At 36.8% G+C, this 24,733-nt stretch carries 25 protein-coding genes and 3 pseudogenes; 24 read left to right on the forward strand and 4 right to left on the reverse strand.

The features are described 5' to 3' along the window. Positions 1-126 precede the first annotated feature (126 nt). The 3 genes from cls to ACQKKK_RS10650 all read left to right on the forward strand — a co-directional run bounded on the left by cls (position 127) and on the right by ACQKKK_RS10650 (position 2,930). Entirely contained in the window at positions 127-1,632 is a 1,506-nt protein-coding gene (gene cls / locus ACQKKK_RS10640) for a cardiolipin synthase (protein ID WP_427616135.1), read from the forward strand. 76 nt (positions 1,633-1,708) lie between these two features. Next, complete coding sequence (locus ACQKKK_RS10645; RefSeq protein WP_427616136.1) at positions 1,709-2,464, forward strand: exodeoxyribonuclease III; 756 nt, start codon at positions 1,709-1,711, stop codon at positions 2,462-2,464. A 64-nt stretch (positions 2,465-2,528) separates the two neighbouring features. Continuing rightward, positions 2,529-2,930 carry a cytosolic protein gene (locus tag ACQKKK_RS10650; RefSeq protein ID WP_427616138.1) on the forward strand — a complete coding sequence of 134 codons (402 nt, stop codon included), beginning with the start codon at positions 2,529-2,531 and terminating at the stop codon, positions 2,928-2,930. A 288-nt stretch (positions 2,931-3,218) separates the two neighbouring features. Here ACQKKK_RS10650 and ACQKKK_RS10655 read toward each other — a convergent pair whose 3' ends face one another. After that, entirely contained in the window at positions 3,219-3,740 is a 522-nt protein-coding gene (locus tag ACQKKK_RS10655; protein WP_427616139.1) for a DUF2179 domain-containing protein, read from the reverse strand. 112 nt (positions 3,741-3,852) lie between these two features. Between ACQKKK_RS10655 and ACQKKK_RS10660 the strand changes: the two genes are divergently transcribed. From ACQKKK_RS10660 to ACQKKK_RS10695, 8 genes and pseudogenes are all read left to right on the forward strand, one after another. Continuing rightward, on the forward strand, positions 3,853-4,137 hold the full coding sequence (locus tag ACQKKK_RS10660; RefSeq protein WP_427616141.1) for a histidine phosphatase family protein: 285 nt from the start codon (positions 3,853-3,855) through the stop codon (positions 4,135-4,137). A gap of 70 nt (positions 4,138-4,207) precedes the next feature. Then, positions 4,208-4,876 (forward strand): NAD(P)H-binding protein, encoded by a 669-nt coding sequence (locus ACQKKK_RS10665; protein ID WP_427616143.1) that lies wholly within the window; start codon positions 4,208-4,210, stop codon positions 4,874-4,876. Between the two features lie 307 nt (positions 4,877-5,183). After that, positions 5,184-5,839 (forward strand): annotated as a pseudogene (locus tag ACQKKK_RS10670) (IS3 family transposase); the annotation flags it as partial. Positions 5,840-6,051: 212 nt separating this feature from the next. Next, entirely contained in the window at positions 6,052-6,543 is a 492-nt protein-coding gene (locus ACQKKK_RS10675; RefSeq protein ID WP_427616145.1) for a DUF2690 domain-containing protein, read from the forward strand. Positions 6,544-6,882: 339 nt separating this feature from the next. Continuing rightward, positions 6,883-7,578, forward strand: coding sequence for a response regulator transcription factor (locus ACQKKK_RS10680; RefSeq protein ID WP_427616218.1), 696 nt, complete (start codon positions 6,883-6,885; stop codon positions 7,576-7,578). Positions 7,579-7,581: 3 nt separating this feature from the next. Then, a complete protein-coding gene (locus tag ACQKKK_RS10685; protein WP_427616146.1) occupies positions 7,582-8,517 on the forward strand; it encodes a sensor histidine kinase in 936 nt (311 codons plus the stop codon). 135 nt (positions 8,518-8,652) lie between these two features. Continuing rightward, positions 8,653-9,576, forward strand: a complete 924-nt coding sequence (locus ACQKKK_RS10690; RefSeq protein ID WP_427616219.1) for an ABC transporter ATP-binding protein — start codon at positions 8,653-8,655, stop codon at positions 9,574-9,576. After that, complete coding sequence (locus tag ACQKKK_RS10695; protein ID WP_427616148.1) at positions 9,569-10,252, forward strand: ABC transporter permease; 684 nt, start codon at positions 9,569-9,571, stop codon at positions 10,250-10,252. Before ACQKKK_RS10690 ends, ACQKKK_RS10695 begins: the two co-directional genes overlap by 8 nt. Positions 10,253-10,610: 358 nt before the next feature. Here ACQKKK_RS10695 and ACQKKK_RS10700 read toward each other — a convergent pair whose 3' ends face one another. Both ACQKKK_RS10700 and ACQKKK_RS10705 read right to left on the reverse strand, forming a co-directional pair. Then, on the reverse strand, positions 10,611-10,997 hold the full coding sequence (locus tag ACQKKK_RS10700; protein WP_427616220.1) for a DUF5643 domain-containing protein: 387 nt from the start codon (positions 10,995-10,997) through the stop codon (positions 10,611-10,613). A 14-nt stretch (positions 10,998-11,011) separates the two neighbouring features. After that, positions 11,012-11,278, reverse strand: a pseudogene (locus ACQKKK_RS10705) (sigma factor); the annotation flags it as partial. A gap of 310 nt (positions 11,279-11,588) precedes the next feature. Between ACQKKK_RS10705 and ACQKKK_RS10710 the strand changes: the two are divergent. After that, positions 11,589-12,098: a hypothetical protein gene (locus ACQKKK_RS10710; protein ID WP_427616149.1), complete on the forward strand. Its 510-nt coding sequence runs from the start codon at positions 11,589-11,591 to the stop codon at positions 12,096-12,098. A 348-nt stretch (positions 12,099-12,446) separates the two neighbouring features. Here ACQKKK_RS10710 and ACQKKK_RS10715 read toward each other — a convergent pair. Beyond that, positions 12,447-12,811, reverse strand: a pseudogene (locus tag ACQKKK_RS10715) (IS3 family transposase); the annotation flags it as partial. A 265-nt stretch (positions 12,812-13,076) separates the two neighbouring features. Between ACQKKK_RS10715 and ACQKKK_RS10720 the strand changes: the two are divergent. The 12 genes from ACQKKK_RS10720 to ACQKKK_RS10775 all read left to right on the forward strand — a co-directional run bounded on the left by ACQKKK_RS10720 (position 13,077) and on the right by ACQKKK_RS10775 (position 24,642). Further along, the gene (locus tag ACQKKK_RS10720) at positions 13,077-13,460 is read left to right on the forward strand and encodes a DUF302 domain-containing protein (RefSeq protein ID WP_427616151.1); all 384 of its coding nucleotides are present in this window, start codon (positions 13,077-13,079) and stop codon (positions 13,458-13,460) included. A gap of 1,002 nt (positions 13,461-14,462) precedes the next feature. After that, positions 14,463-15,866 carry an aminotransferase class I/II-fold pyridoxal phosphate-dependent enzyme gene (locus tag ACQKKK_RS10725; RefSeq protein ID WP_427616152.1) on the forward strand — a complete coding sequence of 468 codons (1,404 nt, stop codon included), beginning with the start codon at positions 14,463-14,465 and terminating at the stop codon, positions 15,864-15,866. A 157-nt stretch (positions 15,867-16,023) separates the two neighbouring features. After that, the gene (locus ACQKKK_RS10730) at positions 16,024-17,175 is read left to right on the forward strand and encodes a M20 family metallopeptidase (RefSeq protein WP_427616221.1); all 1,152 of its coding nucleotides are present in this window, start codon (positions 16,024-16,026) and stop codon (positions 17,173-17,175) included. Between the two features lie 10 nt (positions 17,176-17,185). Further along, positions 17,186-17,689 carry an Lrp/AsnC family transcriptional regulator gene (locus ACQKKK_RS10735; RefSeq protein ID WP_427616154.1) on the forward strand — a complete coding sequence of 168 codons (504 nt, stop codon included), beginning with the start codon at positions 17,186-17,188 and terminating at the stop codon, positions 17,687-17,689. After that, on the forward strand, positions 17,689-18,906 hold the full coding sequence (locus tag ACQKKK_RS10740) for an MFS transporter (RefSeq protein WP_427616156.1): 1,218 nt from the start codon (positions 17,689-17,691) through the stop codon (positions 18,904-18,906). The genes ACQKKK_RS10735 and ACQKKK_RS10740 overlap by 1 nt, the downstream gene beginning before the upstream one ends. A gap of 294 nt (positions 18,907-19,200) precedes the next feature. Further along, positions 19,201-20,277 carry a homoserine dehydrogenase gene (locus ACQKKK_RS10745; protein ID WP_427616158.1) on the forward strand — a complete coding sequence of 359 codons (1,077 nt, stop codon included), beginning with the start codon at positions 19,201-19,203 and terminating at the stop codon, positions 20,275-20,277. Continuing rightward, positions 20,274-21,719 carry an aldehyde dehydrogenase family protein gene (locus tag ACQKKK_RS10750; RefSeq protein ID WP_427616160.1) on the forward strand — a complete coding sequence of 482 codons (1,446 nt, stop codon included), beginning with the start codon at positions 20,274-20,276 and terminating at the stop codon, positions 21,717-21,719. Before ACQKKK_RS10745 ends, ACQKKK_RS10750 begins: the two co-directional genes overlap by 4 nt. 127 nt (positions 21,720-21,846) lie before the next feature. Beyond that, complete coding sequence (locus tag ACQKKK_RS10755; protein ID WP_427616161.1) at positions 21,847-22,002, forward strand: hypothetical protein; 156 nt, start codon at positions 21,847-21,849, stop codon at positions 22,000-22,002. Between the two features lie 219 nt (positions 22,003-22,221). Then, the gene (locus ACQKKK_RS10760) at positions 22,222-23,691 is read left to right on the forward strand and encodes an alanine/glycine:cation symporter family protein (protein WP_427616222.1); all 1,470 of its coding nucleotides are present in this window, start codon (positions 22,222-22,224) and stop codon (positions 23,689-23,691) included. An 11-nt stretch (positions 23,692-23,702) separates the two neighbouring features. Then, positions 23,703-24,302 carry an alanine:cation symporter family protein gene (locus ACQKKK_RS10765; protein WP_427616223.1) on the forward strand — a complete coding sequence of 200 codons (600 nt, stop codon included), beginning with the start codon at positions 23,703-23,705 and terminating at the stop codon, positions 24,300-24,302. A 17-nt stretch (positions 24,303-24,319) separates the two neighbouring features. Then, entirely contained in the window at positions 24,320-24,433 is a 114-nt protein-coding gene (locus tag ACQKKK_RS10770; protein WP_427616224.1) for an alanine:cation symporter family protein, read from the forward strand. Continuing rightward, complete coding sequence (locus ACQKKK_RS10775) at positions 24,388-24,642, forward strand: alanine:cation symporter family protein (protein WP_427616225.1); 255 nt, start codon at positions 24,388-24,390, stop codon at positions 24,640-24,642. The genes ACQKKK_RS10770 and ACQKKK_RS10775 overlap by 46 nt, the downstream gene beginning before the upstream one ends. The last annotated feature ends 91 nt before the right edge of the window (positions 24,643-24,733 follow it).

Consider the following 24,733-nt stretch of genomic DNA (forward strand, 5'->3'; position numbering starts at 1 on the left):
TAATTGGATAGGTAATACATTAAACACTTGCGAAAATAAGTCTTCGCAAGTGTTTTGTTTCTTTTACCGTCAAATATGGGTATATGTTTGATATATATATAATATTGTGTGCAGGAGAATGAAAAGATGAGAAGAAGAAGAATGGAATTTGTATTTTTATTTATTTTAATTGCTGCTGTTTATATGATCCTTTTCACGCATAGCAGCTTTAACGTGAAGCTATTTTTTATTGGATTGTATATTTTTGTCATATTTGTCTCCATGTTTTCACTCATGTTGGAAAATAGGTTTGCTCACGAGACCCTTTTATGGATGTATGTACTTTTGTTTTTCCCGGTATTTGGATATGTATTTTATCTATTTTCAGGTCAGCTCTATTTAAAGGGGTATTTGTTTCGAAGTAAAAGGAAAAGAGATCGGGAAGAATGGAAGAGTCTTGTCACTCATGTATCACCGCCAGATCTTTCGTTCTTGAATAATCATCAGCAATCATTCGCAGCTTTTGCCAAAAATGCTTCTGAGACAACTATAAGTACATCCTCGCAAACGGAAGTTTTGAAAAATGGGAACGAAACGTTTACGGAAATCATTAAACAATTAAAAAAGGCTGAAAAATTCATTCATATTGAATATTATATTTTTCGTTCTGACAGACTTGGTACGGAAATTATAGATATCCTAATTGAAAAAGCAAAAGTTGGTGTGGAAGTTTTATTCATTTTTGATGCAGCGGGTAGTTTAAGCCTTTCAAATAATGAAGTTAAGCGGATGAAAAATGCAGGGATAAAAGCTTATCCATTTTCGCCATTGAAACATGGTTTTTTTAATCAAAAGTTCAATTTTAGGAATCACCGAAAAATCATCATCATTGATGGTGAAATAGGTTTTGTAGGCGGTTTAAACGTAGGTGAGGAATATTTAGGACGAAATAAAAACATCGGTTTTTGGAGAGATACACACATGGTCCTGAAAGGGGAAGCGGTATATATGCTTCATACCGTTTTCCTTTTGGATTGGGAATATGTCAGTGGGGAAGATGTATTGCAAGAACGCCCAGCATTCAAAAATAAAGTTGAACATGGGGATGGAGCTGTCCAGGTTGTAGCGAGCGGACCTGATACACAACAGGGAATAATGAGTGATTTTTACTATTCGCTTATTACTAGCGCCACTGAATCAATCTGGATTGCAAGCCCATATTTCGTACCTAATCAAGCCATTAAAACAGCAATTAAACATGCAGCCATTAAGGGGATACAAGTTAGGCTTATGGTCCCGGCAGTAAATGATGGGTTTTTAACCCAATATGGCAGTCGCTCCTATTTCGGGGAGCTGCTTCAATTCGGTGTAGAAGTATACTCGTTTAAAAAAGGCTTTTTACATCAAAAACTTATTATCGTAGATGGTGATATGGCCTCTATAGGGACCGCAAACATGGACATGAGGAGTTTTCATCTGAATTTCGAAGTAAATGTCTTTCTAATGGGCAGCCGTACCATTGATGATCTTGTCACTCATTATAAAGAGGATATGAAAGATAGTGACAAACTAGATTCAATCAGGTATAGCAATCGTGGATTATTGGAACGTTCAAAAGAATCATTTGCCAGATTGTTTTCGAATGTACTCTAATGGGAAAAAAAGAAGATAAATAGTATAGTTGAAATGTAATGAAAATTAGTTGGCCATAAGGAGAATTAAAAAGAATATGAAATTGGTTTCCTGGAATGTGAATGGTATTAGGGCTTGTGTTAAAAAAGGATTTTTAGATTACTTTAAAGATGTAAATGCAGATATTTTTTGCCTTCAAGAAACTAAGCTACAAGAAGGGCAGATTTCCCTTGAGTTGGAAGGGTACCATCAATATTGGAATTATGCATTGAAAAAAGGATATTCCGGTACTGCCATTTTCACGAAGGAAAAACCGCTTTCCGTGAAATATGGTGTAGGGGAGTTGGATGAAGAACCGGAAGGCAGGATCATAACTCTGGAGTTCGAGAAATTCTATATGGTGAATGTTTATACACCAAATGCCAAAAGGGATTTATCAAGGCTTGATTACCGCCTCGAATGGGAAGATGGGATGATTGATTATCTTAAAAAACTGGATTTGGTGAAACCGGTAATCTTTTGTGGTGACCTGAATGTCGCACATCAGGAAATCGACTTGAAAAACCCAAAACCTAATATCGGAAATTCAGGTTTCACTTATGAAGAACGTGGGAAGATGACTGCATTACTTGATGCAGGGTTTATCGATACATTTCGCCATTTCTATCCGAACCAAGAAGGTGCCTATAGTTGGTGGTCATATATGGCTAAAGTAAGAGAGCGGAATATCGGGTGGAGAATCGATTATTTCATTGTTTCAAACCGGATGGCGGATTCTTTATTAGAGGCTAATATTCACTGCGATGTTATGGGCAGTGATCATTGCCCGGTCGTCTTGGAAACAAACCTCTAAATCGAATAATTTCGTTTAAATGGGGATACTATTGGTTATCCATATTTAACAGGAGGTTAGGATTATGAACACATTTATCGTGGGCTTTCATCAAGAAGATAATGTAGATAGCATGCAAGTACAAAAACTGACGGCGGCTGAGTTTGAAAAAACAACGTCACGCGGTTTTCGCAGATTATTTGAACTGGATACAAATATCGGGTATTTCGTTTTTTTTGATGCAGAAGATGATGAGGGTGATTTATCCCATCTTGTTTTGCAGTATGAAGAAGATAATCAGGATCCAAGTGATTGTTATTCCTTTTCTAAAAATGATTTTTATGAATTCATGGCACTTTATTTGCAAGGCATGGATGAAGTGGAAGATGTAGAAGATGATCAGGACAACGAAGAGTATGGACCAATCCATCATCTTGCCCATTTGATGTTTCATATTGTTGAAGAAGGAAAATCCGTAAAGCCATAACGGCCGGGTGATTAGGTGTGAGCTTTGTCACAGAACTGTGAGTGAACTGACCATCCATCATTTAACTCCTAGGAAGCTAGGCGGCAGCCATTTACCAATTGCCTTCTCTGTAAATCATGTCATAAACAGATTTACGCCTTGTATTCAAACCGTGAGTTCGCCATCCGACTATATAACGTTGTTTAAAGTGGATAAAAAAACAACCGGTTACCAGGCAGCTAAGATTAGAAAATCAAAAACCAAATAATGCAAAAGCCCATCATATAAAGATGGGCTTTTGCATTTCGTTTAGCCTGCTTTATTTTTCAACCGGTCCAGTAAAAATCCACCTTTAAAGTAGCGTGGTTCATATGAAATGATGAAAGCCTTAGGTTCAAACTTTTCAACGGTTGCTATTAATTCTTGTTCCCTGTTTCTTTTTGTCAAGATTTCCATCCGATAGCGGTTGCTATCCCTGCCCTCGCCCGTATAAAGTGTGACACCAAATCCGTTGTTCCTTAGGGTATTAACTAACTGTTCATTTTTGGTTTGGGTATTAACGGTTACATTTATAAAACCAATGGCGAGTTTTTGCTCAATTTTCGTACCAAAAATTATTCCGATTCCAAAACCGACTGCATAGACAACCATGGCGAGTATGCTTCGGTCACCGCCAAATACAAGGGATAAACCAAAAACGTATATTAACATTTCTGCGATACCCAGTATCGAGGCAAGTATGGTAATATTTTTTACTAAGAAAATGGTTCGCAGCGTGTAAATCGGAACATAAATAAGTTGCAATAGTAGAATCAGAAGTATTTCTTTCAAAAGAGCACCTCACCAATATCTTCTAGTTTAATTTAGATGTTTCATCATTGGAAATGTTCAAACCATATGTAACATCTTCCATAATCTAACCACACTATAATAGAAGAATTCAATGGGAAATATTAAGTATTTTTTTTGGAATTTCCATTGCGAACGAATTAAGTATTTACGAAACAGGCTGATGAATGGGCTCCAGGAAATTCAAAAGGAGTATCCCGACAAGAAAGTGATACTTGTTGCACATGGCGCTGTCATTCATTTCATTTTACGATTGATGTCAAACGAGTCAATCGTTTCCAAAGAAATGCGGTTGTTCAATGCATGTTTGAGTACGATTAGATTTGATGTCGATTCTTGGATTATAGATGATTTCAATCAAGTGAATCATTTATCGTAGTCCTATATTGGTTAGGGTTAAAAATGGGTATGATTGATATTCAGGAGCTAATGAAGGAAAGAAGGAAATCATGACTAAAAAGACGGCATTGATTTTAGGGGCTACAGGTGTGGTCGGTACCCAGTTGCTTAAAGAGATAAGCAGCAGCAAAACCTATAAAGAAATCCATTTTCTGATTAGAAGGGAAACGGAATTCACAGAGCCAAAGTGCACAGGGCATGTTATCGACTTTGAAAAATTATCCAGGTATGCAGATTTGTTCAACGTCACCGATGTTTTCATTTGTTTAGGTACAACGATCAAGAAGGCTAAATCCAAGGAAGCTTTTCGTAAAGTTGATTATGACTATGTAATCGAACCAGCTAAAATGGCGAAAACATCCAATGTTGAAAAATTGCTCGTCATAACAGCTATGGGAGCCGATTCCAAATCAAAGTTTTTTTACAGTCGTGTTAAGGGCGATGTGGAAGGAACACTACAACACCTAGAATTGAATTCTCTACATATCTTTCGTTCTTCCTTACTTCTTGGAGAACGAAAGGAATTTAGGGCAGGTGAAAAGATTTCTAGTATATTAAGCCCATTTGCTAAATTTCTCTTTGTGGGCCCTTTACGCCCATATCGTGCCATAGAAGCAAACAAAGTAGCTGCTGCAATGTATGCTGCAGCCCAAACGACGACAAGGGGATGTCATCTTTATAATTCTGATGAAATAGAGAAACTTGCAACAAGGAGTTAATCATATATTCATGAAACGAGCCACCAATAGGCTCGTTTCAGACTGGACAAACTCAATGAAAATCGAGTTGAACTGCCCCGTAAACGTTAGATACCAAACTAACATTTACGGGGTGTTTTTTTATGGCTAAATTTTCTGCTTGAACAGAAAATATTTATTACGCGTCTTACCTAAAAGGAATGCACAGCTATATGGAGCTTCAAAGAATATTTGAAGTTTCGTATCAAATGATTCAAGGAGCCGATGGATGTAAGAGGTCGTGGCATTAATTAAAGTCGCCGGTATTCCACGTAGCACGTACTATTAACGGATGACTCGAGCTTTATTCAGAGAGGGAATCGTTGTCAATCATAAGCGTGTTCGTCGTTTGATGAGAGAATTGGGGGTTACATCGGTTATTCGAAAGAAACGCCCTTTCTATGGTCGAAGAGGATCGGTTGTATATAAGAATGTTTTAAATCGTGAGTTCTATGCAGAGTCCATATTATAAAAGTTAGTAACAGATATAACCTATGTAAGGATTGGAGACACGTTTGTCTACCTATGTGCCGTTTTAGATTTGTATAATAATGAAATTGTGGCATGGGAAGTTTCAACTAGAAACGATCTTGAATTGGTTCATAATACGTTGAATCAGTTAAGGGACAAATCATTTGGAAAGGATGCCCTTCTCCATTCTGATCAAGGATTCCAATATACGACGAAATCATACGAAAGACAGGTAAAAGAACTCGGTCTTCAAGGAAGTCACTCTCGTCGTGGCAATTGTCATGATAACGCGTGTATAGAAAAGTTTCCTTCTCGCATTTAAAAACAGAGAAGTTATATTTGGTACGCCCAAAAACAGCAGAGGAAGCTTATATAGTCATCCAGGAGTATATAGACTTCTATAATACTGAGCGCTTCCAAGAAAAATTTAACGGCCTTTCCCCGATTGAATATCGAGAAAAGGCCGCAGCTTAAAATACTTTTTTTTATTGTCTACTTGACAGGGTTATGTGCACTTCGAAGTTTCTTTTTTTATTGTTTCAGATGATGATTTAACATAGCAATCCCCTTAAAATAAATCTGAATGTTGTATTAATTGTAACAAATTCTTCATCATATAATAAATTGATTAATACCGACTAGTTGGTATTAATCAATTTATTTTAAAGGAGAAGGGAGAAGGAAAAATGACATTATCTCAAGGGATTATAAAGAAATGGCTAATACTGTTTGTTTTATGCTTTTCAATGGTATTTGCAATTACACCAATAAATAAAGCATTTGCCCTATCTTATGATGGTTCAAACCCTGTTTCAACAGGTTGTGCAAAAGATGCAGTAACCAAATCCTATAGTGGTATTGTTGACAGATACGATAATGTTTATGGAAAAGTGGAGCTAAAATGGAGTGCGAAGTGTCGAACATCTTGGGGGAAAATAACGCTTTATCGTGCCGCTCCGTACGATAAAGGTGCTTTCTATGCGAATGCAAATGTGTATAGTTACAATAGTAGTGGTAATTACAGAGAGGTATATACTTGTGCTAGTGGTAACGGGGCGATAATGAAAGGTCAAACCTCCTGTTATACCGCTCAAGTGTATAATGGTGCTGGGTATACAGCTAAGGCTAAAGGGTATATCAATTGGGGTATAGCCAGTGGAATGACTAATCGGTACTAATCTGCGAAGAAATTTTGCGTCCTTCAGCCAAAATGAGATTTAGAAATTATAACTCTGATAATCCATATAAATTTTGTTTTGTTGCATAATCGGCCGCTTTAATTAAACAAACAGCTAAAAGGATCTTCTAGCCGAAGATCCTTTTTTCATGCCTATAAACGGTCATTTATGGTGATTTTATCCATGAACTAATGAATTAAATGGCTTTTTTAATTTTGTTCAACAATCGGGCCATTTAATTGAGGAAGGAATTATGTACAAAATATAGAAATAAAGTAATAGAACAAAAAGATATGAGATTAATTTGCATTGTTAACAAAAACGAATGGATGTGGAAGTATGCAAAAGTGTATTCTACTTGTGGAAGACGACAGAGAAATTAGTAAATTGATAACAGATTGCTTGGAACAGGAGAATTTTACAGTACTTACTGCATTCGATGGAGAGGAAGCATTATCTCTTTTTGATAAAGAAGAACTCGATTTAATCTTGCTTGATTTAATGCTTCCTAAGTTAAGTGGTATGGATTTTTTAAAACGAATAAGAGAAAAAAGCTTAATTCCTGTCTTGATCATTTCAGCAAAAGGGAGTGACTTAGACAAAGCGTTGGGTCTCGGTTTTGGTGCAGATGATTATATAAGCAAACCTATTTCAATGATAGAACTAACAGCCAGAGTGCATGCTGCTATTCGTAGGGCAACGCAATATATTCCTACTGAGAATCGATCCACTCCTGATACTCTTCATTTTAAGGAACTATCCCTTGACTTATATACCTTTTCTGTAAAAGTTAAAGATATGAATGTGCAGCTTACGTCCAAGGAATTCCATATTTTAAAGCTGTTTATGACAAATCCGAGTAGAGTATTTACAAAGGAACAAATATACCATTTTATTTGGGAAGATGATTATTACGGGAATGAAAATGTGATAAATGTTCATATAAGAAGGCTTCGGGAAAAAATTGAAGAGGATCCGTCTAACCCACAGTATATTCGAACAATTTGGGGAATCGGATATAAATTAGGTGAATAATTCATGATCCTTGCCCTAAGTGTTATTATTATCGTTCTAGTTGTTATGAATGGATTGCAATATTTCTTCCGTAAAAGAATAAATAAAAACTTATATGAAATAAGTGAAAAATTAACAGATATAATAGAACACAAGACAGCTGAAAAAATGTTACTACAAACAGACCAGCATTCCATTCAGCTTTTACTCATTCAAATTAACCGTCTTTTGGATTACAACCAAAGGGTATTTGCGGATTACGCAAAAACAAAAGATAGCTTAAGGAAAATGATATCCAACATGTCACATGATTTAAAAACACCACTAACTGTTATTTTAGGCTATGTGGAAAAAATAAAGCTGGATGAAAAGTTGAATGAGGAAGAGAAGGAAATGGTCATTTTACGTCTTCATGAAAAAGTTTTGGGGCTAATCGCTTTATTAAATCAATTTTTTGACCTTGTTAAAATAGAATCCGATGATTATGTGATTCCATTAAGTAAGGTATCTCTCAATGAGATTTGTAGGAAGAACGTGTTGGAATTTTATGATTTGCTCCAATCAAAGGGTCTTCAGGTAGAGATTGAAATTCCAGAGCAGAATTTTTACATCCTCGGTAATGAGAATGCTTTAAATCGAATACTTAGCAATCTAATCTCGAATTCGATTCGGTATGGAAATGATGGGGGAGTATTTGGTTTAACACTTCGAGAAGCTGGGGGAGCTATTGCTGTAGAGATTTGGGATAAGGGAAAAGGGATTGCAGAGGTGCATCAAGATCGGGTGTTTGACAGGCTATATACATTAGATGATGCTAGAAATCCACAATTTCAAGGAAGTGGCCTAGGTCTAAGCATTTCGAAACGCTTAACAGAAGCAATGAAGGGTTCGATTCACCTAAGCAGCAAACCCTTTGAAAAAACAACCTTCACTTGTATTTTCAAACAAATTACATATTAAGACTTCCTGAAAAGAGGTGTTCTGTTGGAACGGCTCTTTTTTTTTCAAACTTAAGAAACATGTAAGGAATGAGAAAGAAAAAAGATACTATCTCTGATTATGATAAAAGTAGAAGTAATAAAGGAGGTCAAAATGATGGATTACGTAGTTCAAACAAATGGATTAACGAAAACTGTAAAAGGTAAAATGCTCGTAACTAATGTAAATCTTCATATAAAAAAAGGTGAAATATATGGTTTTCTCGGGCGAAATGGTGCCGGGAAAACAACGATAATGAAAATGCTCACAGGATTAATAAGTCCTACTACAGGAGAGATAGCGCTGTTTGGTGAGAAGCTTACAGAAACCACGAAGTCTAGTTTGAAACGAGTTGGGAGTATTATAGAATATCCAATCTTTTTCGAGCATTTAACAGCGATGGAGAATCTTCAGCTTCACTGTGAATATTTAGGTTTTTATGATAAAAAAGCAATTACGCAAGCTTTGGATATGGTTCATTTAAAGGGGATTGAAGATGAAATTGTGAAGGATTTTTCGCTTGGGATGAAGCAGCGACTTGGGATAGTGAGAGCAATAATAACAAAGCCTGAGCTGATTATTTTGGATGAACCTACAAATGGTCTCGATCCAATTGGCATTAAAGATATGAGAGACTTAATTCGGATGTTAAACAAGGAATATGGGATGACCTTTCTTCTTTCTAGTCATATTTTAGGAGAAATTGAACAGGTTGCTGACAGAATTGGTGTTATTGAAAATGGAAAACTTGTAAATGAAGTTACTCTTGCAGATATTAGTAAGCAACGAACGGATTATATTGAGCTTGTGACATCGGATGTGGAAAAATCAGTTTATTTGCTTGAAAGCAAACTTCATATATCAAATTTAAAAATTGTTCAAGACAACAGAATTCGGATTTACGATTTAACTCAATCTCAAAGTGAGATTTCGAAAAGTTTAATTCTTCATGATATTGAAATTGAAGAAATACAAAGACATACAAGCACATTGGAAGATTATTTTTATCATCAAATCCATGGAGGCGGAAAAGTTGATTAAATTGATGGAGCTGGAGTGGAGAAAATTAAAACAAAAAACTGTTATTGGTGAGATTATTATTTATTGGAGTATTCTTATGTTTTTGCCAATGTTTTTCATTAAAATGGTAAGTGGTGATTTTGGCCAGAGTTATTCCACAATCATTGAACTTATTTTGTCGATGCAGATGGGATTTGTCCTATTTGGAGCATCTCTTATTAATCAGGTTGTAATAGAGGAATATAAGAATAAAACAATATCTCTTTCATACGGATATCCAATAAGTCGGAAAAAGTTGGTTTTGGCAAAGGTTCTTTTTATCTCACTTGTTGTTTTCCTTTGTACGTTGGTATCCTTTTTGTTGGCAGGTATGGCAACCTATTTACTTGATCAGGTGTTTCACATCATTAATGGTCAACCAACTGCTACAGATATTACAACATTTTTTAGTAAGATGATTGTTCATTCTTTAATTGTTACACTTATTAGTTTAATCCCACTCTTTTTCTTTGGTATTTGGAAAAGAGCAACCATTCCAACAGTTATTTGTGCAATATTTCTGATGCAATTTCAAAACTTTTCTTATCTTCTTAATGTGAATCTTAATACTGATCTTGTGAACGCAGTGCTATGTCTTTTAGGAGCAGTTAGTGTTTACCTTACGATTAAAATGGTAGACAGCGTGGGGGATATTTAGTTTTTGGGGATGGGGTACCCATTGGTAAAGTTAATAAAAAGTAGAGTAAGAAAATAGTTACTTGGGTACATTCTTGAAGTGAGGGGGGCTTTAATTAAAGTTCCCTTTTAAACGTTAGATGACCATTTTCTAATAACGATCTTCAAGAATCCGGCGCTTTAATGAAGCAACTAAAGCCTAATTTCTCGGTTAAAAGCGAGAAATTAGGCTTTTCTATATTTGGATTTAAAACACAACATTAAGAAAATTCAATATGAAAATCCGAATTCCAATGGCTATGGAATTCGGATTTCATGAATCGCATGTTTGTAAGCTTAAGATACTTACTCGATATGTGTAAACGAAACAAACGAGATCATTATTTACTTGTATTTAAAGGAACGACCAATTCCAATTCCTTTATCTCTTCACTAAATCCTTCATTATTCCTATGACTTGGCTTGAGTGTAAATGATTTTGGTATCGTATCCATTGGAGGCAAAGTTAGTACCATATGATGACCATAGTTTCCATCCATGCCCGTTTGTAGTTTCAGTTTATCATATACATGACCATTATCATCGACCACAGAAAAATCAAACCATGGCCAACTATCGTTTTCATCCATTTTGGCAGGGTAATCAATCGTTAGGTCTATTCTTGTTGATAGAGGCGAAAATATTACTTTGTCGGCTGTTAACGCATAAACTTCATCAACCGTTTCAGTTGTAACCTCTGGATAAAACTCAAATACATCACCTTTTATTTTTTCAAGTGGGAATGGCGGGACTCTTTCCGAATAAAATCAATCGATTTAAAAACTAGTATTTTTGTAATCCAACTTGAAAAACTTTCGGACTTTTTTAATGTTTTTATTGAAATATAGGCCGTATAAATTGCTTCTTGATAGACATCTAAAGCATCTGGTTCATTTCTAACGTATGCATAGGCTGTTCGGTACAGCTTTTGTCGAACAGAACCGATCAGTTGTTCAAATGCTTCTTCATCACCCTTTTTTGCTTTTTGCACTAATTTTACTAAATCCATTTTGGTTCTCCTCTCCGTTACACAATAAAGTCGAATAAGGAAGTAAATCGGTTGCAAAATAATTAAATAAGCAACATTGCAACTTGAGATACGGAAACGATTGGAGGAATGAGAGGCTGCATGTGAAAAGTGTTCAATTGTTATACATTACCTTTTTCCATTTCCCTTAGCCCGCAAAAGAAACAGTAGATGGTAATGTTTCAAGGTTTGAATACGACAAAAGTAAGCAATTAACGAAGGAAACATTACCAAATGGCGATATTAATACGTATGAGTATAATGCAGTTGGTAATCGTATACCAAAGTCCATTTGAAGGGAAAAGAATATACATTCTCGTACAATGATGCGAACCAAATTACAACGAAAAATGCCACAGCATACAAATATGATGGTAATGGCAATTTATTAGAAGATGAAAACTATGAGTATGCGTATAATGAGCGTCAACAATTAACAAGCGTCAAAACGTTTGCTGGCAATGCCATCGTATCCTATACGTATGAGTATGATGGTTTGCGTTTAACAAAAACAGTAGGAACTACAACACATGAATACTTCTATAATGATGCAGTATTAGATATGGAAATAGTAAAAGAAACACAGTACGGTTTATATGAATGGAATGGCTTCACAGCTCTTGGTATGATCGTAATAGAAAAAGACACCAATGGCACATTCCAAACAAATGCATACCAATTTATCACAAATCAACGTGGAGATGTATTAAGTATTCGTATTGCAGATGATGAAGAAGTTAGTTCTTACGAGTTTGATGCTTATGGTAATGTTTTAGCGTTTTATCTGCTCAAAAATCTTTAGTAAATACTCAAAAACGGTTAGAAGAATCAGAAAAGCATTTAAACAATGTTACTAAGATACTCAATATGAGAAAACATTAAGTTTTTGTTTTTTCTTATATGAATTTTTCTGTTCTGAGCAAAGATGTTTCCGAGCATTGACTCATATAACAAAATTCTGCAACAGAAAAAACCTACTTCTTTTGACTGGGAAGAGATAGCTTTTTCTGTTTTTTAAGATGAATACGATATACAAAATTAGTTAACATAATGTCTCTTTCAGGAACAAATCAAAAAAAGAACCCTTGAGACACAAGAGGAACTTCACCCTGTTTTTGAGACAGGAATCAAAGCACCTTTTAAACAGCGGTTGCTGGTATTGTACTGGTGACTGGTTGTTTAGTTTTGTTTGAATACGGGCATTGTTGTAATAGGTAATATAGTTTTCGACAGTTTGCTCGAAGATGGTGGTCGCCGTATATGTTAACTGGTCGAGGTAGAACGTTTCAGACTTTTGCGAGGAATGAAACGATTCAATGGGGGCATTATCTGTGGGTGTCCCTTTACAGGACATACACATACGCAATGATTTCCCCATTGAATAAATCTTAAATACTTGAAAGATACAACTGCTTAGGTCCAAAAGGTAAGTAGGTAATATCGGTTACTAGATTCTGAAGAGGACGATCAGCTTGAAACTCACGATTTAAATACATTCTTTGCAACCTGATAGGGTAAATAAGGCAAAATCTTCACTTATTAAAAGCCATAATTAAAGGGCGTTATTTCTGGAAGTAGTTACTTATCTCAGCTTTTCCTCCATTATTCTTTTGACTAATCTAGCTTAACAGAATATTTTCCTTAGAGTTGTATAGATTAGAATAAGAAAAGAGATTTCTTTGCCTGGGGTGTATTCAAGGTATTAAGTAGTAGAGTTTTATGTAGTACCTTAAGGGGTATATGTAAACATGCCTATATAAATAAAGAAGGAGGAGTTTGGATGTTTGATTACACGGTAAAAACATCGAAAAGCCTAGAAGAAGCCATTCATTCTTTAGAAGAAAGCTTAAAAAGTGAAGGGTTTGGTGTATTATGGAATTTCGATTTAACGGCAAAGCTACAAGAAAAAGGGCAGGATTTTAATACACCGTTTAACGTATTAGAAGTATGTAATCCAAAAGAAGCCCAACGTGTTCTTTCCGAGAACCTTTTAGTGGGATATTTTCTACCTTGTAAAATAGTGGTGTATAAAGATGGAGACGAAACAAAGGTTGGCATGCCTAAACCTACAGCTATGATTAATATGCTTCATAATGAAGAGCTTAAAATGATAGCAAAAGATATTGAACAAAGGTTAATAAATTGTATTGATCAATCTGTATGAACCCTTCCACAAGATCGAATAGAAATATGTAACAAGAAAAGATACCATAAGGGTATCTTTTCTTGTTACATGGCTATTTTAATGATGTAAATGGGAAATAAAACTTAACAATTAAACAAAATTCATTTTGTTCATAAGGTGGTGTTTTAAAATAGTTATGTAGCCCATTTTATTGCTAATTGTTATCTGTATTGGGTATCGACGATATTATTATCCGGTACCGTCAATAATTTTGTGTAAATGAGTTTTACCTTTTCTTGTAGACGCTCTTTTATTCTTTCGTTTTGAACATATTTTCAAATTCTGCTTATCGTCCGTTTAAGTTTGTAATCAAAATACGAACGTCTTATAAAAATCATATACTTTTACGAACGCTTTTAATGGAACAATAGGGAGAGTAACACATATATGAGGACTGATTCGATCCCTCTTTCATTAGAGTTCTAGCTTTGTACCAGCAGCTTTTTATCCAAGGGGGATTTCCTAATAAATCCTTCATGGAATGGGGAAAAGTAAACCGGTATTGACAAGTTGCAGGAACTGTAGCTTAAAAACCCTCTTACTTGGATTATTGTAGGTATTTTTCTTCTCCTCACATCTATTTTCGGTTTTCAAGAAGGTTCGCAAGAAGCGTGGGCGAGCCAAAATCCTTACGAACATTATTGTTGGGCTTGGTCATGAAGGCCAAAATGGCAATGAAATCCAGGCTCAAATGTCGAAAAAGTATAAGTTTCTCGCTTTGTTAATGGATCCCTTTAAAGTCTTTCTACCACCTATATAGAGATTTAAGCCAAATTAATAATGATGATAAAATAAACCCTAAAAATTAATATAATTAATTGAATTTAAGATTAAGATTAATATTATTAGAAGATTTCGAATTTATAAAAAATTTTAATTACCATTATAGAATTTCGTGATACAATTTTTTCAAATAATTAAATCAAAGCATTTCAATTATTTTGTAAATTTATTAATTTAGTACTGGGAGGCAAAAAGAAAATGACTATGATTGAAAAAGATGTTCAGTATTATGTGGAAAAAGGTAAAAAAATAGTGGATCGAATCGAGAAAAAGAGAGAAAACATGAGGAAAAAGAAATTTGATACGATTGCTGTTCATGGTCTTTATTCTTTAGAGGATGCACTGGAGAATAACGGAAGCATTATTGAACCAATTTACATGTCTTCAGCACAACAATATGAAAATTCCAATCATTTGGAAGCTGCACAAGAACAGAAAATTCCTTCATGGATCTATACTAGAATCGCGAATCCAACCCTGTCTTATGTGGAAGAAACAATAGCCATGCTTGAAGGATATAAACTATCGGGAAAGACCAGTGCTGTCTTGACCAGTTCCGGAATGGCCGCGGTTTTTATGGCAACCAATCCTTTTATGGCAAATTGTGAAGGGTGTAATATTGTTGTTGATGCACGCTGTTATGGAGGCACATTTACTATTTTTAATGAACGGTACCGGGGAGAACGAGGTGTAGAAATTCGTTGGGTAAAAAATTCTTTGGACCTCAGTGAATGGGAAGAAAAAATGGACGAAAAAACACGTTTTGTCTATGCGGAAATTCCTGCTAACCCAAGTCTAAACTTAACTGATGTGAAAGCGCTTTCGGAAATTGCCCATAAAAAGGGGATCTCGGTAATAGTAGATTCGACTTTGGCTACTCCTGCTCTATTTAGGCCTTTGGAACATGATGCAGATATTGTGGTCCATTCTGTAAGCAAGGCAATGGCAGCAAGCGGATCAGTGATTGCCGGTGCTATCATTTCCAAAAATGATATTGTTAGTAATTTTTTATCAGAAGAAATTAAAAAAGATTTTGTAACATATGTAAAGTTTCAACCGATGCGTGATCATGGGACAGCACTATCACCTATAAGTGCATACTTCGTCTTAAATGATTTAAGAAGTTTGCGGTCACGAGTTGATTTGATGAGTCAAAATACGATGAAAGTAGCTGAATTTTTAAATAGCCTTGACCAGGTGGAAGGTGTTTCCTATCCGGGATTGGAAAGCCATCCAGGTCACAGCCTTGCAAAAAGCTTAATGAAATTGGCCGATAGTGTAGATGAAAATGGCGAAGAAATCAATCGCTACGGCTATTTACTCAGTTTTAATGTAAAAGGCGGCCATCAGGCAGCACGAGATTTACTGGATCAATTTAAGATTATTTGGACAGCAACCGATCTTGGACGTGTAAAATCAGTTGCTACCATTCCTACCATTTCTACTCATCGTCAACAAGGGGACGAAGGTCGCAAGCTGGCATCATTGCCTTCAAATTTAATCCGCTTTTCTGTAGGAATAGAAGATGTTGAGGATATCATCGGAGATTTGGATCAGGCATTTAAAGCCATTCAAACGAAAGCTCAACTTTCGCATAAATAAAATTATCATAGATGGAGGATTTTTAGGAAAATCACCCAAAAAGACAATTTACTTGCATTATGGTCTTGGCGTAATCGAATTCTTGGTTGATTGCTAGCTTTTGAGAAAGAAGGGGGTGATCAGGTTGTCCAATTTTATCGAGACAGAAGAATTTCAAATGTTAATGGAAAAAGTAATTGCCTGGAGAAGGCATCTTCACAAATATCCCGAACTTTCCTTTCAGGAATATGAAACGGCAGCCTTTGTTGAAAAACAGCTAAAACAGCATCGTGACTTGTTGGTATTCCGCCCCACACCAACAAGTGTCATGGCTCGTTTTGTGAGTGAAAAACCGGGAAAAGTTGTAGCTTTACGAGCTGATATGGATTCGTTGCCAATACAGGAAGAAACAAACCTGCCTTTTAAATCGGAAAGATCAGGGGTCATGCATGCGTGCGGCCACGATGGACATACCGCAATATTATTAGGAGTTGCGGAATATTTAGTTACCAACAGGCATGAGATACAAGGTGAAATTCGTTTTTTATTTCAGCATGCTGAAGAGTTGGCACCAGGCGGCGCACAAGAAATGGTGAACGCTGGTGTGATGGACGGTGTGGATTATGTCATTGGGTTACATCTATGGAGTACATTGGAATACGGCAAGGTGGGCATTTTATACGGTAACACTATGGCTGCACCAGATATTTTTGAAATTGAAATAGAAGGGAAAGGAGGACATGCCGCCTTTCCCCATGAGACAATCGACCCAATAGTTGTTGGGGCTCAAGTAGTCACAAATTCACAACAAATTATTTCGAGACGTACAGATCCTCTAGATCCGGTAGTTTTATCCATTACACAATTTCATGCTGGAACAACCTTTAATGTGATACCAGATAAAGTATCAATGTCAGGCACTGTTCGCAGTTTTGATCCCAGGTATCGCCAATTTGTCCATGAACAGATGGATAAATTGGTAAGGGGGATTGTCTCGGGGTATGACGCGTCCTATACACTTGAGTATAATGAAGGGTATTTGCCGGTTGTTAATCATGTAGGTACTACCAAAATTGTTGAAGAAGCTGCCGTTGAATTATTCGGTACGGAATGCATTGAAAAGATGAAGCCGGTAATGGGGGCCGAAGATTTTTCGGCTTTCCAACAAAAGGCTCCTGGGACGTTTGTTTTTGTGGGTGCAGGTAACAAAGATAAAGGAATTACAAAACCCCACCATCATCCCCAATTTGATATTGACGAAAACTCCTTGAACATGGGAGTGAAGCTTATGGTCCGGTCAGCCCAGAAATTAACCAGAACTGAAATATAGGGGGGAAGTTATGAATTTGGATTATTTGGATAGACAGGCAGTTGAGTTATTACAAAAGGATTCCAGTATTAGTAATGCGGAACTGGCCCGAAGGTTGAATATTTCTCCTCCCGCAATGCTTAACCGTGTAAAAAGACTTTATAGTGAAGGTTATATTGAAAGACAAGTCTTGATAATGGATTCATCCAAAATGGGCTTTGATTTGTTGTCTTTTATATTTTTGAACACAAAGCTACACCAAATAGAACAATTAAAGGAGTTCGAGCAAACAATCCAATCGTTCCCACAGGTTCTTGAATGTTTTACGTTAGCAGGAGAGTACGATTATATTCTGAAAGTTGTATGCAGGAACTCAAACGATTTACAACAATTTATTAGGCAGCTTAACGGGATTTCTGAAATAATCAGAATTCATTCGAGTATTTCATTAAGGAAAGTTAAGTTTTCAACTGAACTGCCCATCTGGGAGAAGAGCGAAAACTGCATAAATACAAACTCGGGAGAACTAATCTAATGGGAAAATGGAAGATGCTTTGGTGGGTGTCAGTTTCCCAAGTGTTTGCCCTGAGCCTCTGGTTTAGTGCGTCAGTAATTATACCCGAATTAAAGAAAATATGGGAATTCGATTCATTCGTTGTAAATCTCATTACTGCGGTAGTCCCAGTAGGTTTTGCTTTAGGGGCATTAGTAAGCTCCTCTTTAGGTTTGGCCGATAAATTTAACGCGCGAAGCATTTTTGGCGTTTGTGCGGTTGTCGGTGCTTTATTAAATGGGGGCATTATTTTTGCACAATCTCCGTTGCAAATTGTGTTTCTGCGTTTTTTAACCGGGATCGTTTTGGCTGGAATCTACCCCATCTCGGTAAAAATTATTTCACAGAGGTACCAAAATCAGAAAGGATTTGCCATTGGCACATTGATAGGAGCAGTAACACTAGGCTCTTCGTTACCACATTTAATTAGCGTATTTTTTTATGGCATTGATTGGAGACTGATTGTTACTGTCTGCTCCATACTTTCTTTATTTGCCGCCTGTATCATTTATTTTATGGTAGAGGATGCACCCAACAGCTCAAAACAGTCTGTGTTCTCCATTAAATTACTTAAAAATGTTGTTAACAATAAGCCAGTCATGCTCTCCAATTATGGCTATTTCGGTCATATGTGGGAACTTTATGCCATGTGGACTTGGATTCCAATCTTTTTATCTTATAGCTTTCAATTACAATTGCCGTCCTTTCCAGCTTGGGCAACTTCACTGGCTGTCTTCGGAATTATCGGTGTTTCCGGTACAATCGGTTGTATTTTTGGAGGTTTTATTGCAGATTATATAGGGTCGTCCAACCTAACAATCATCTCTATGACAATCAGTGCCTTTTGCTCGCTGATTATTGGCTTTACTTTTGGTAAACCTATTTGGCTCACCATCGTAGTAGCAAGTATCTGGGGAATATTCATTATTGCCGATTCCGCCCAATTTTCAGCGATTATATCGACTTTTGCCGATACCGAATACGTCGGAACAGCCATAACTTTTCAAATGGCAATCGGTTTTCTTATTACAGTCATCTCCATCAATCTAATTCCTTTTGTGGTTGAGTTTACAACATGGGAATGGGTATTTCCTATGTTAAGCATAGGTCCCATTTTGGGCATTATCTTCATGCTGCAGTTAAAAAAATATGAGGTTAAAAAGGTAAAAAACATGCTTGGAGAAGTTAAACGATTATAAAAAAATATCTGTTTTTTTTGAAATTTCTCTTTTTTTATTTTGCGTGCCCAGGAAAGCCGTTAATTGCTAGTTGGTGAAAGTCCAACTCGAGTAAGTACCAAGACGCTCGGCAGCTGACAGGCAACTGGTGGAGAAATCCTAAGGTTGAAGCCCTGCGACAAAGTAACTCATTAGAAGAGTGCGAGCAAACTAGCAGGTTGTAACATTAAGTGTATCCTGCCGCCTCGTCAAATTAATGGTCTTAAACAAGCTCTTAAAGCGGAAAAATAATTTTTTATGGGATGGTGAAATCTGATGAAAATAACAACACACAAGTTAGCCTTAATTGGCTTTGGTAATGTAGGGCAAGGGCTGGCAACGATTATCTGTAGTAAAAGCGCAGAACTTGAAGCGCTTGGATTGAAGGTCCAAATTGTTGCTATTAGCGATCCGATTAAAGGAAGTATCTACAATCCTAATGGTTTAAATGCAGAATTACTATTGGAAACGGTTCAAAGCGGAAAAACTTTGGATACTCTTTCTGCTCCATTTACTGGATGGTCTGCTTTACGTACTATTGAGGAAGCCGATATAGATACGGTTGTGGAGCTTGCTTATACAGATCTAAAAACTGGTGAACCTGCGTTGACTCATATGGAAACTGCATTAAGAAGGGGCCTGAATGTTATTACTACTAACAAAGGACCTATTGCTTTGCATTATGATAGACTTATGAAATTGGCTAAAGAAAACAACGCGCATATTCGAGTTGAGGGAACCGTAATGAGTGGGACACCAACCCTGTTATTTGGATTAGAACATTTGTTAGCAGCAGGTATTACAAAGATTGAAGGGATTTTGAACGGAACCACAAATTACATCATTACAAGAATGATGGAAGGCAAAGGCTATTCTGAAGCTCTGCGTGAAGCACAGGAATTAGGGTATGCAGAGGCTGATCCTACTGGTGACGTAGAGGGGTATGATGCTGCTGCCAAGGTAGTCATCCTTGGAAACTTGCTTATGAAACAATCCCTCAAGCTACAGGATGTTGCTCGTGAAGGTATCTCAAAATTAACACCTGAAGATATTGCAAAAGCAAAAGAAGATAATGAATGTGTGAAATTGATTGGTAGAATCGAGTGCTCTTCAGAGGGGTGTACAGCAGAAGTTCGCCCTATGAAAATCCCGATTTCTCACCCACTTGCATCCATCCAGGGCGCAACTAATGCAATAACTTATACTACTGATATCCTAGGTGAAGTGACTCTTATTGGTCCTGGAGCCGGGAGGATGGAAACGGGTTATGCCATAATCGCTGATTTGATGGCAATTCATAAAGAGCACTCACGTTCAACTGCAAGTCAGTTGGAAGAGGAGGTAACTTTATGAGAAACATGACAACAATAGAAGTATTGGATAAAAAAATGTTATTGAATGGAGAATGGGTATCGAGAGACGAGTATATGGAAATTCGTGACCCACAGGATTGCAAATTGGTTGGGACTGTACCATTAGCTAACTTGGATGATGCGGAGATTGCTCTTAAAGCGGCAGTTCACGGGAGTAAAAGGGCTAGGTCTATGCCAATCCATCAGAGAATTTCTATTTTAAGAAAAGCAGCTGAAGAACTAGAAAATAGAGTAGAAGAGTTTGCTCGAATTTTAGCCCTTGAAGGTATTAAAACGATTCGTGAAGCTCGTAAAGAAGTTGTACGTTGTGTGGAAACCTTCCGTATTTCTTCAGAGGAAGCTAGACGAATCAAGGGTGAGACAATACCATTTGACCAATTGCCTGGTTCGGAAAATAAAGTCGGCTACTATATGCGTGAACCTGTGGGTATTATACTTGCTATCACTCCATTCAACGATCCTTTAAATTTAGTCGCTCATAAAATTGGACCAGCTATAGCTGGAGGAAATGCCATCATATTAAAACCGCATGAAGAGACACCTCTATGCGCATTAATGCTTGCTGAAATATTTGTGAATGCTGGACTTCCTAAAGGTGTATTGCAAGTTATTACCGGTATAGGAAGCGAAATCGGGGAAAAGTTAGTTACTGATCCTCGTGTTCGCATGGTTTCCTTTACTGGTGGACAATTGACTGGTGAAAAGATTATCAAAATGGCGGGACTTAAAAAAGTCAGTATGGAATTAGGAAGCAATGCTCCAACCATTATAATGAACGATGCAGATTTGGATTTAGCCGTTCCATCATGTGTGAGTGGAGCATTCTGGGCAGCAGGCCAAAACTGTTTACATGTACAGCGTCTTTTGGTGCACAGTGAAATCTATGAATTGTTCAAGGAGCGTTTTATCTCCCTTTCAAGCAGCTATCAAGTTGGGGGTAAGCTTGATGAAAATACTGACATGGGACCACTTATTAACGAGGAAGCTGCTAAGAGGGTGGAACAATCAGTCAATGAAGCATTGTCAAATGGAGCGAAACTCCTAATGGGTGGGTTCAGAAATGGAAATTTCTATGCTCCAACTCTTCTTGAGAATGTACCCGATAACATGAGCTTAACTTACGAAGAAATTTACGGCCCAGTGACGATTATTGAAAGTTTCACTAACTTTGAAGATGCTGTCAACCATGCTAATTCAGTAGACTATGGTTTGCAAGCTGCCATCTTCTCTCGTAATTTAGAGACGGCATTTAAAGGCATAGCTGATCTGAATGTAGGGGCAGTAATGATCAATGAAAGTACGGATTATCGCATTGATGCGATGCCTTTTGGGGGTACCAAAGGATCAGGACTGGGTCGTGAAGGTGTGTCTTTTACTTTGATGGAAATGACAGAACTAAAAGTCGCTTGTTTCAATATCTAATTAATATATTTATAAAAATGAAGATATATCCTTAAGAATAAAATGAGGTAAAAATAAACAAAGCTCTTTTATTATTTCGTAAATTATATGTAATTTACGAAATAATAATCAAAAAGGGTGATGAATATTGGATATATCTTCATATAAGGGATTAGATGAGATGGATAAGCGGATCTTAAATGTGCTTCAGCAAGAATCTCAATTATCTAAGATTACGACAAGTGTAGTAATGAAAGAAATTAAATCTATTCTAGGATTGCCAATATTAGAGGATGAGGAGTAAGCTTTTCAACGTTGTAAGCGTTTAAATTTTGTGAAAGCAACAGATTCGAATGTTGAAAATTGGCATAAAATCAGTTCTTGATTTAAGGGGTTTTCTAGAAGTTAATCCCTTAGGTTCTACTGCCTAAGTTTGTCTTCTTGGATATCTATAGCTTACTTTATCAATATTCATAAGAGATCCTGGTTTACTTTAGAAATACCATAAAGGGGGATTTCCATGATCGAACAAATTCTTACAAATCTAAGCAATATTTTATGGAGCACACCAATGATCATCTTTTGCGTTTTAGTAGGGGTATACTTTAGTGTGCGTACGAAATTTTTACAGATTCGTCATGTTAAAGAAATGATTCGCTTATTATTTAGCGGGAAAAGCTCAGATGAGGGAGTTTCTTCTTTCCAAGCGCTAACTTTAGCTTTATCAGGTCGTATTGGAGTGGGGAATATTTCTGGAACGGCAACAGCCATTGCGTTTGGGGGACCAGGAGCCGTATTTTGGATGTGGGTCATCGCATTTGTTGGTGCAACTTCGGCTTTTGTTGAGTCTACGCTTGCTCAAATCTATAAAGAAAAGCAAGATGGGCAATATCGAGGTGGACCAGCCTTCTATATTGAAAAAGGACTTGGCTGGAAGTGGTTTGCCGTTATTTTTGCCATTGCGACACTCATTGCTATGGCTGTGTTATTTCCAGGAGTGCAGTCCAATTCGATTGCCATTTCTATTGAAACCGCTTTCGGTGTGGAAACTGCTATAACTGGTGCAGTTCTTGTTCTTGTTTTAGGACTTATTATTTTTGGTGGAATTAAGCGTATTGTAAATGTTGCCCAATATGTTGTGCCAATTATGGCTGTGGGGTATATACTTGTTACTCTCATTATTGTTGGCCTAAATTTCAATGAAATTCCAGCAGTTTTTTCACTTATTTTTTCTAGTGCTTTTGGGTCGGATTCATTGTTCGGCGGTATTATCGGTTCGGCACTTGCATGGGGGATAAAGCGTGGTCTCTATGCGAGTGAAGCTGGACAAGGAACAGGTGCTCACCCAGCAGCAGCAGCAGAAGTATCTCATCCAGTAAAGCAAGGGCTCGTACAAGCCTTTTCCATTTATCTAGATGTGCTCTTCGTATGTACAGCTACCGCGTTAATGATTTTATTTACAAGTGCGTACAATACAATTGATGAAAGTACAGGGGAATACCTAGTCCAAAATGTAACAGGAGTGGAAGAGGGTCCTGGTTACACTCAAGCAGCCGTTGATACAGTCTTCCCAGGCTTCGGTTCAGGATTTGTTGCCATTGCTATTCTCTTCTTTGCTTTCACAACGATTTTGGCATTTTACTATATTGCCGAAACGAATTTAGCTTATCTTATTAAGGGTAAAAACAACAAAATTGCTTTAAATGTATTAAAAGTTACCCTCTTAGTAACCACTTTCTATGGAGCAGTGAAGGAAGCGGCGTTAGCATGGGCACTTGGGGATATTGGACTTGGAGTTTTGGTTTGGTTGAACTTAATTGCCATTCTACTCTTAGCAAAACCAGCAATTATCGCTTTAAAAGATTATGAACAGCAGAAGAAGCAAGGGCTTGATCCGACATTTAATTCAACAAAATTAGGTATTAAGAATGCAGATTTCTGGGCTAATGGTTATGAAAAAGCTAAAAATAAGAAGAATGAAAAGGTATCATAAAGTGAACTTCTATCCGATTCGCTCTACCAGGTGTTCAATCAAATGCAATAGCTTCTTCGATTAAAAATGCCTTCGATCTTCCTCCTTTAATATCAGGTATCGTTATTACTTTATTAACGGGATTAATTATTATGGGTGGGGTCAAGCGTATCGCCAAAGTAGCTGAAATTATCGTCCCTTTTATGGCAATTGCTTTCATAATGGCTGCAGTTTTTATCGTTGCCATGAATATTAATAAATTACCATCAGTTTTTACACGAATTTTTGGTAACGCTTTCACGTTGGATTCTACTTTCTCAGGAATCATTGGCTCAGCCATTGCTTGGGGAGTAAAACGTGGAATGTATTCTAGTGAAGCAGGACAAGGTACTGGCCCCGTATACGCAGCTGCTGCTAATGTTTTCCATCCTGTAAAACAGGGATTAGTTCAGGCTTTCGCTATTTATATTGATACTCTATTTGTATGTAGTGCTACCGCATTTATGATTTTAATTACGGGTATGTATAATGTCGAGGATGGAAAAGGTGGCTATATTGTCATAATCTCCCCAATATTGAAATTGGACCGGGGGATAAACAAGCGGCGGTTGAAACGGTATTTGCTGGATTAGGTAGTCCCTTTGTTTCAATCTCACTTCTGTTCTTTGCTTTTACAACAATAATAGGAATCTATTATACTGCTGAAACCCATGCAGCATATTTAACGAAAAAAACTGGAAAAAGAGAGATTATTCAGCCTTAAGAATTTTTTTCTTAATTTCTTTTATGACAGGTACTTTAAATTCAGCAAAAATGGCATGTGCTATAGGCGAAATTGGCATGGGAATTATGACATGGTTGAACCTAATAGCAGTTTTTTTATTACGTAAACCTATATTATTATCCCTTAAAGATTTTGAGGCTCAAAAAGCTGTTGGAGAGGATCCTATCTTTAATCCAACATCCAACTAAACTGGGTATTAAGAATGCTGAATATTGGATAGAGAGAATTGAGCAAAAAGAAGATAAATTAAAATTAAAATATTACGAAAATTCCGAATAA

The organism is Peribacillus sp. NPDC006672, assembly GCF_050274955.1.
Classification (GTDB): Bacteria; Bacillota; Bacilli; order Bacillales; family DSM-1321; genus Peribacillus.

Excerpts from the sequence above, each read along its gene's own strand:
- ACQKKK_RS10735 (WP_427616154.1), top strand. The coding sequence starts at position 17,186 with ATGAATTTGGATTATTTGGATAGACAGGCAGTTGAGTTATTACAAAAG.
- ACQKKK_RS10675 (WP_427616145.1), top strand. The coding sequence starts at position 6,052 with ATGACATTATCTCAAGGGATTATAAAGAAATGGCTAATACTGTTTGTT.
- ACQKKK_RS10690 (WP_427616219.1), top strand. The coding sequence starts at position 8,653 with ATGGATTACGTAGTTCAAACAAATGGATTAACGAAAACTGTAAAAGGT.
- ACQKKK_RS10745 (WP_427616158.1), top strand. The coding sequence starts at position 19,201 with ATGAAAATAACAACACACAAGTTAGCCTTAATTGGCTTTGGTAATGTA.
- ACQKKK_RS10685 (WP_427616146.1), top strand. The coding sequence starts at position 7,582 with ATGATCCTTGCCCTAAGTGTTATTATTATCGTTCTAGTTGTTATGAAT.
- cls (WP_427616135.1), top strand. The coding sequence starts at position 127 with ATGAGAAGAAGAAGAATGGAATTTGTATTTTTATTTATTTTAATTGCT.
- ACQKKK_RS10720 (WP_427616151.1), top strand. The coding sequence starts at position 13,077 with ATGTTTGATTACACGGTAAAAACATCGAAAAGCCTAGAAGAAGCCATT.
- ACQKKK_RS10725 (WP_427616152.1), top strand. The coding sequence starts at position 14,463 with ATGACTATGATTGAAAAAGATGTTCAGTATTATGTGGAAAAAGGTAAA.
- ACQKKK_RS10680 (WP_427616218.1), top strand. The coding sequence starts at position 6,883 with ATGCAAAAGTGTATTCTACTTGTGGAAGACGACAGAGAAATTAGTAAA.
- ACQKKK_RS10645 (WP_427616136.1), top strand. The coding sequence starts at position 1,709 with ATGAAATTGGTTTCCTGGAATGTGAATGGTATTAGGGCTTGTGTTAAA.
- ACQKKK_RS10660 (WP_427616141.1), top strand. The coding sequence starts at position 3,853 with ATGGGAAATATTAAGTATTTTTTTTGGAATTTCCATTGCGAACGAATT.
- ACQKKK_RS10750 (WP_427616160.1), top strand. The coding sequence starts at position 20,274 with ATGAGAAACATGACAACAATAGAAGTATTGGATAAAAAAATGTTATTG.
- ACQKKK_RS10665 (WP_427616143.1), top strand. The coding sequence starts at position 4,208 with ATGACTAAAAAGACGGCATTGATTTTAGGGGCTACAGGTGTGGTCGGT.
- ACQKKK_RS10730 (WP_427616221.1), top strand. The coding sequence starts at position 16,024 with ATGTTAATGGAAAAAGTAATTGCCTGGAGAAGGCATCTTCACAAATAT.
- ACQKKK_RS10650 (WP_427616138.1), top strand. The coding sequence starts at position 2,529 with ATGAACACATTTATCGTGGGCTTTCATCAAGAAGATAATGTAGATAGC.
- ACQKKK_RS10740 (WP_427616156.1), top strand. The coding sequence starts at position 17,689 with ATGGGAAAATGGAAGATGCTTTGGTGGGTGTCAGTTTCCCAAGTGTTT.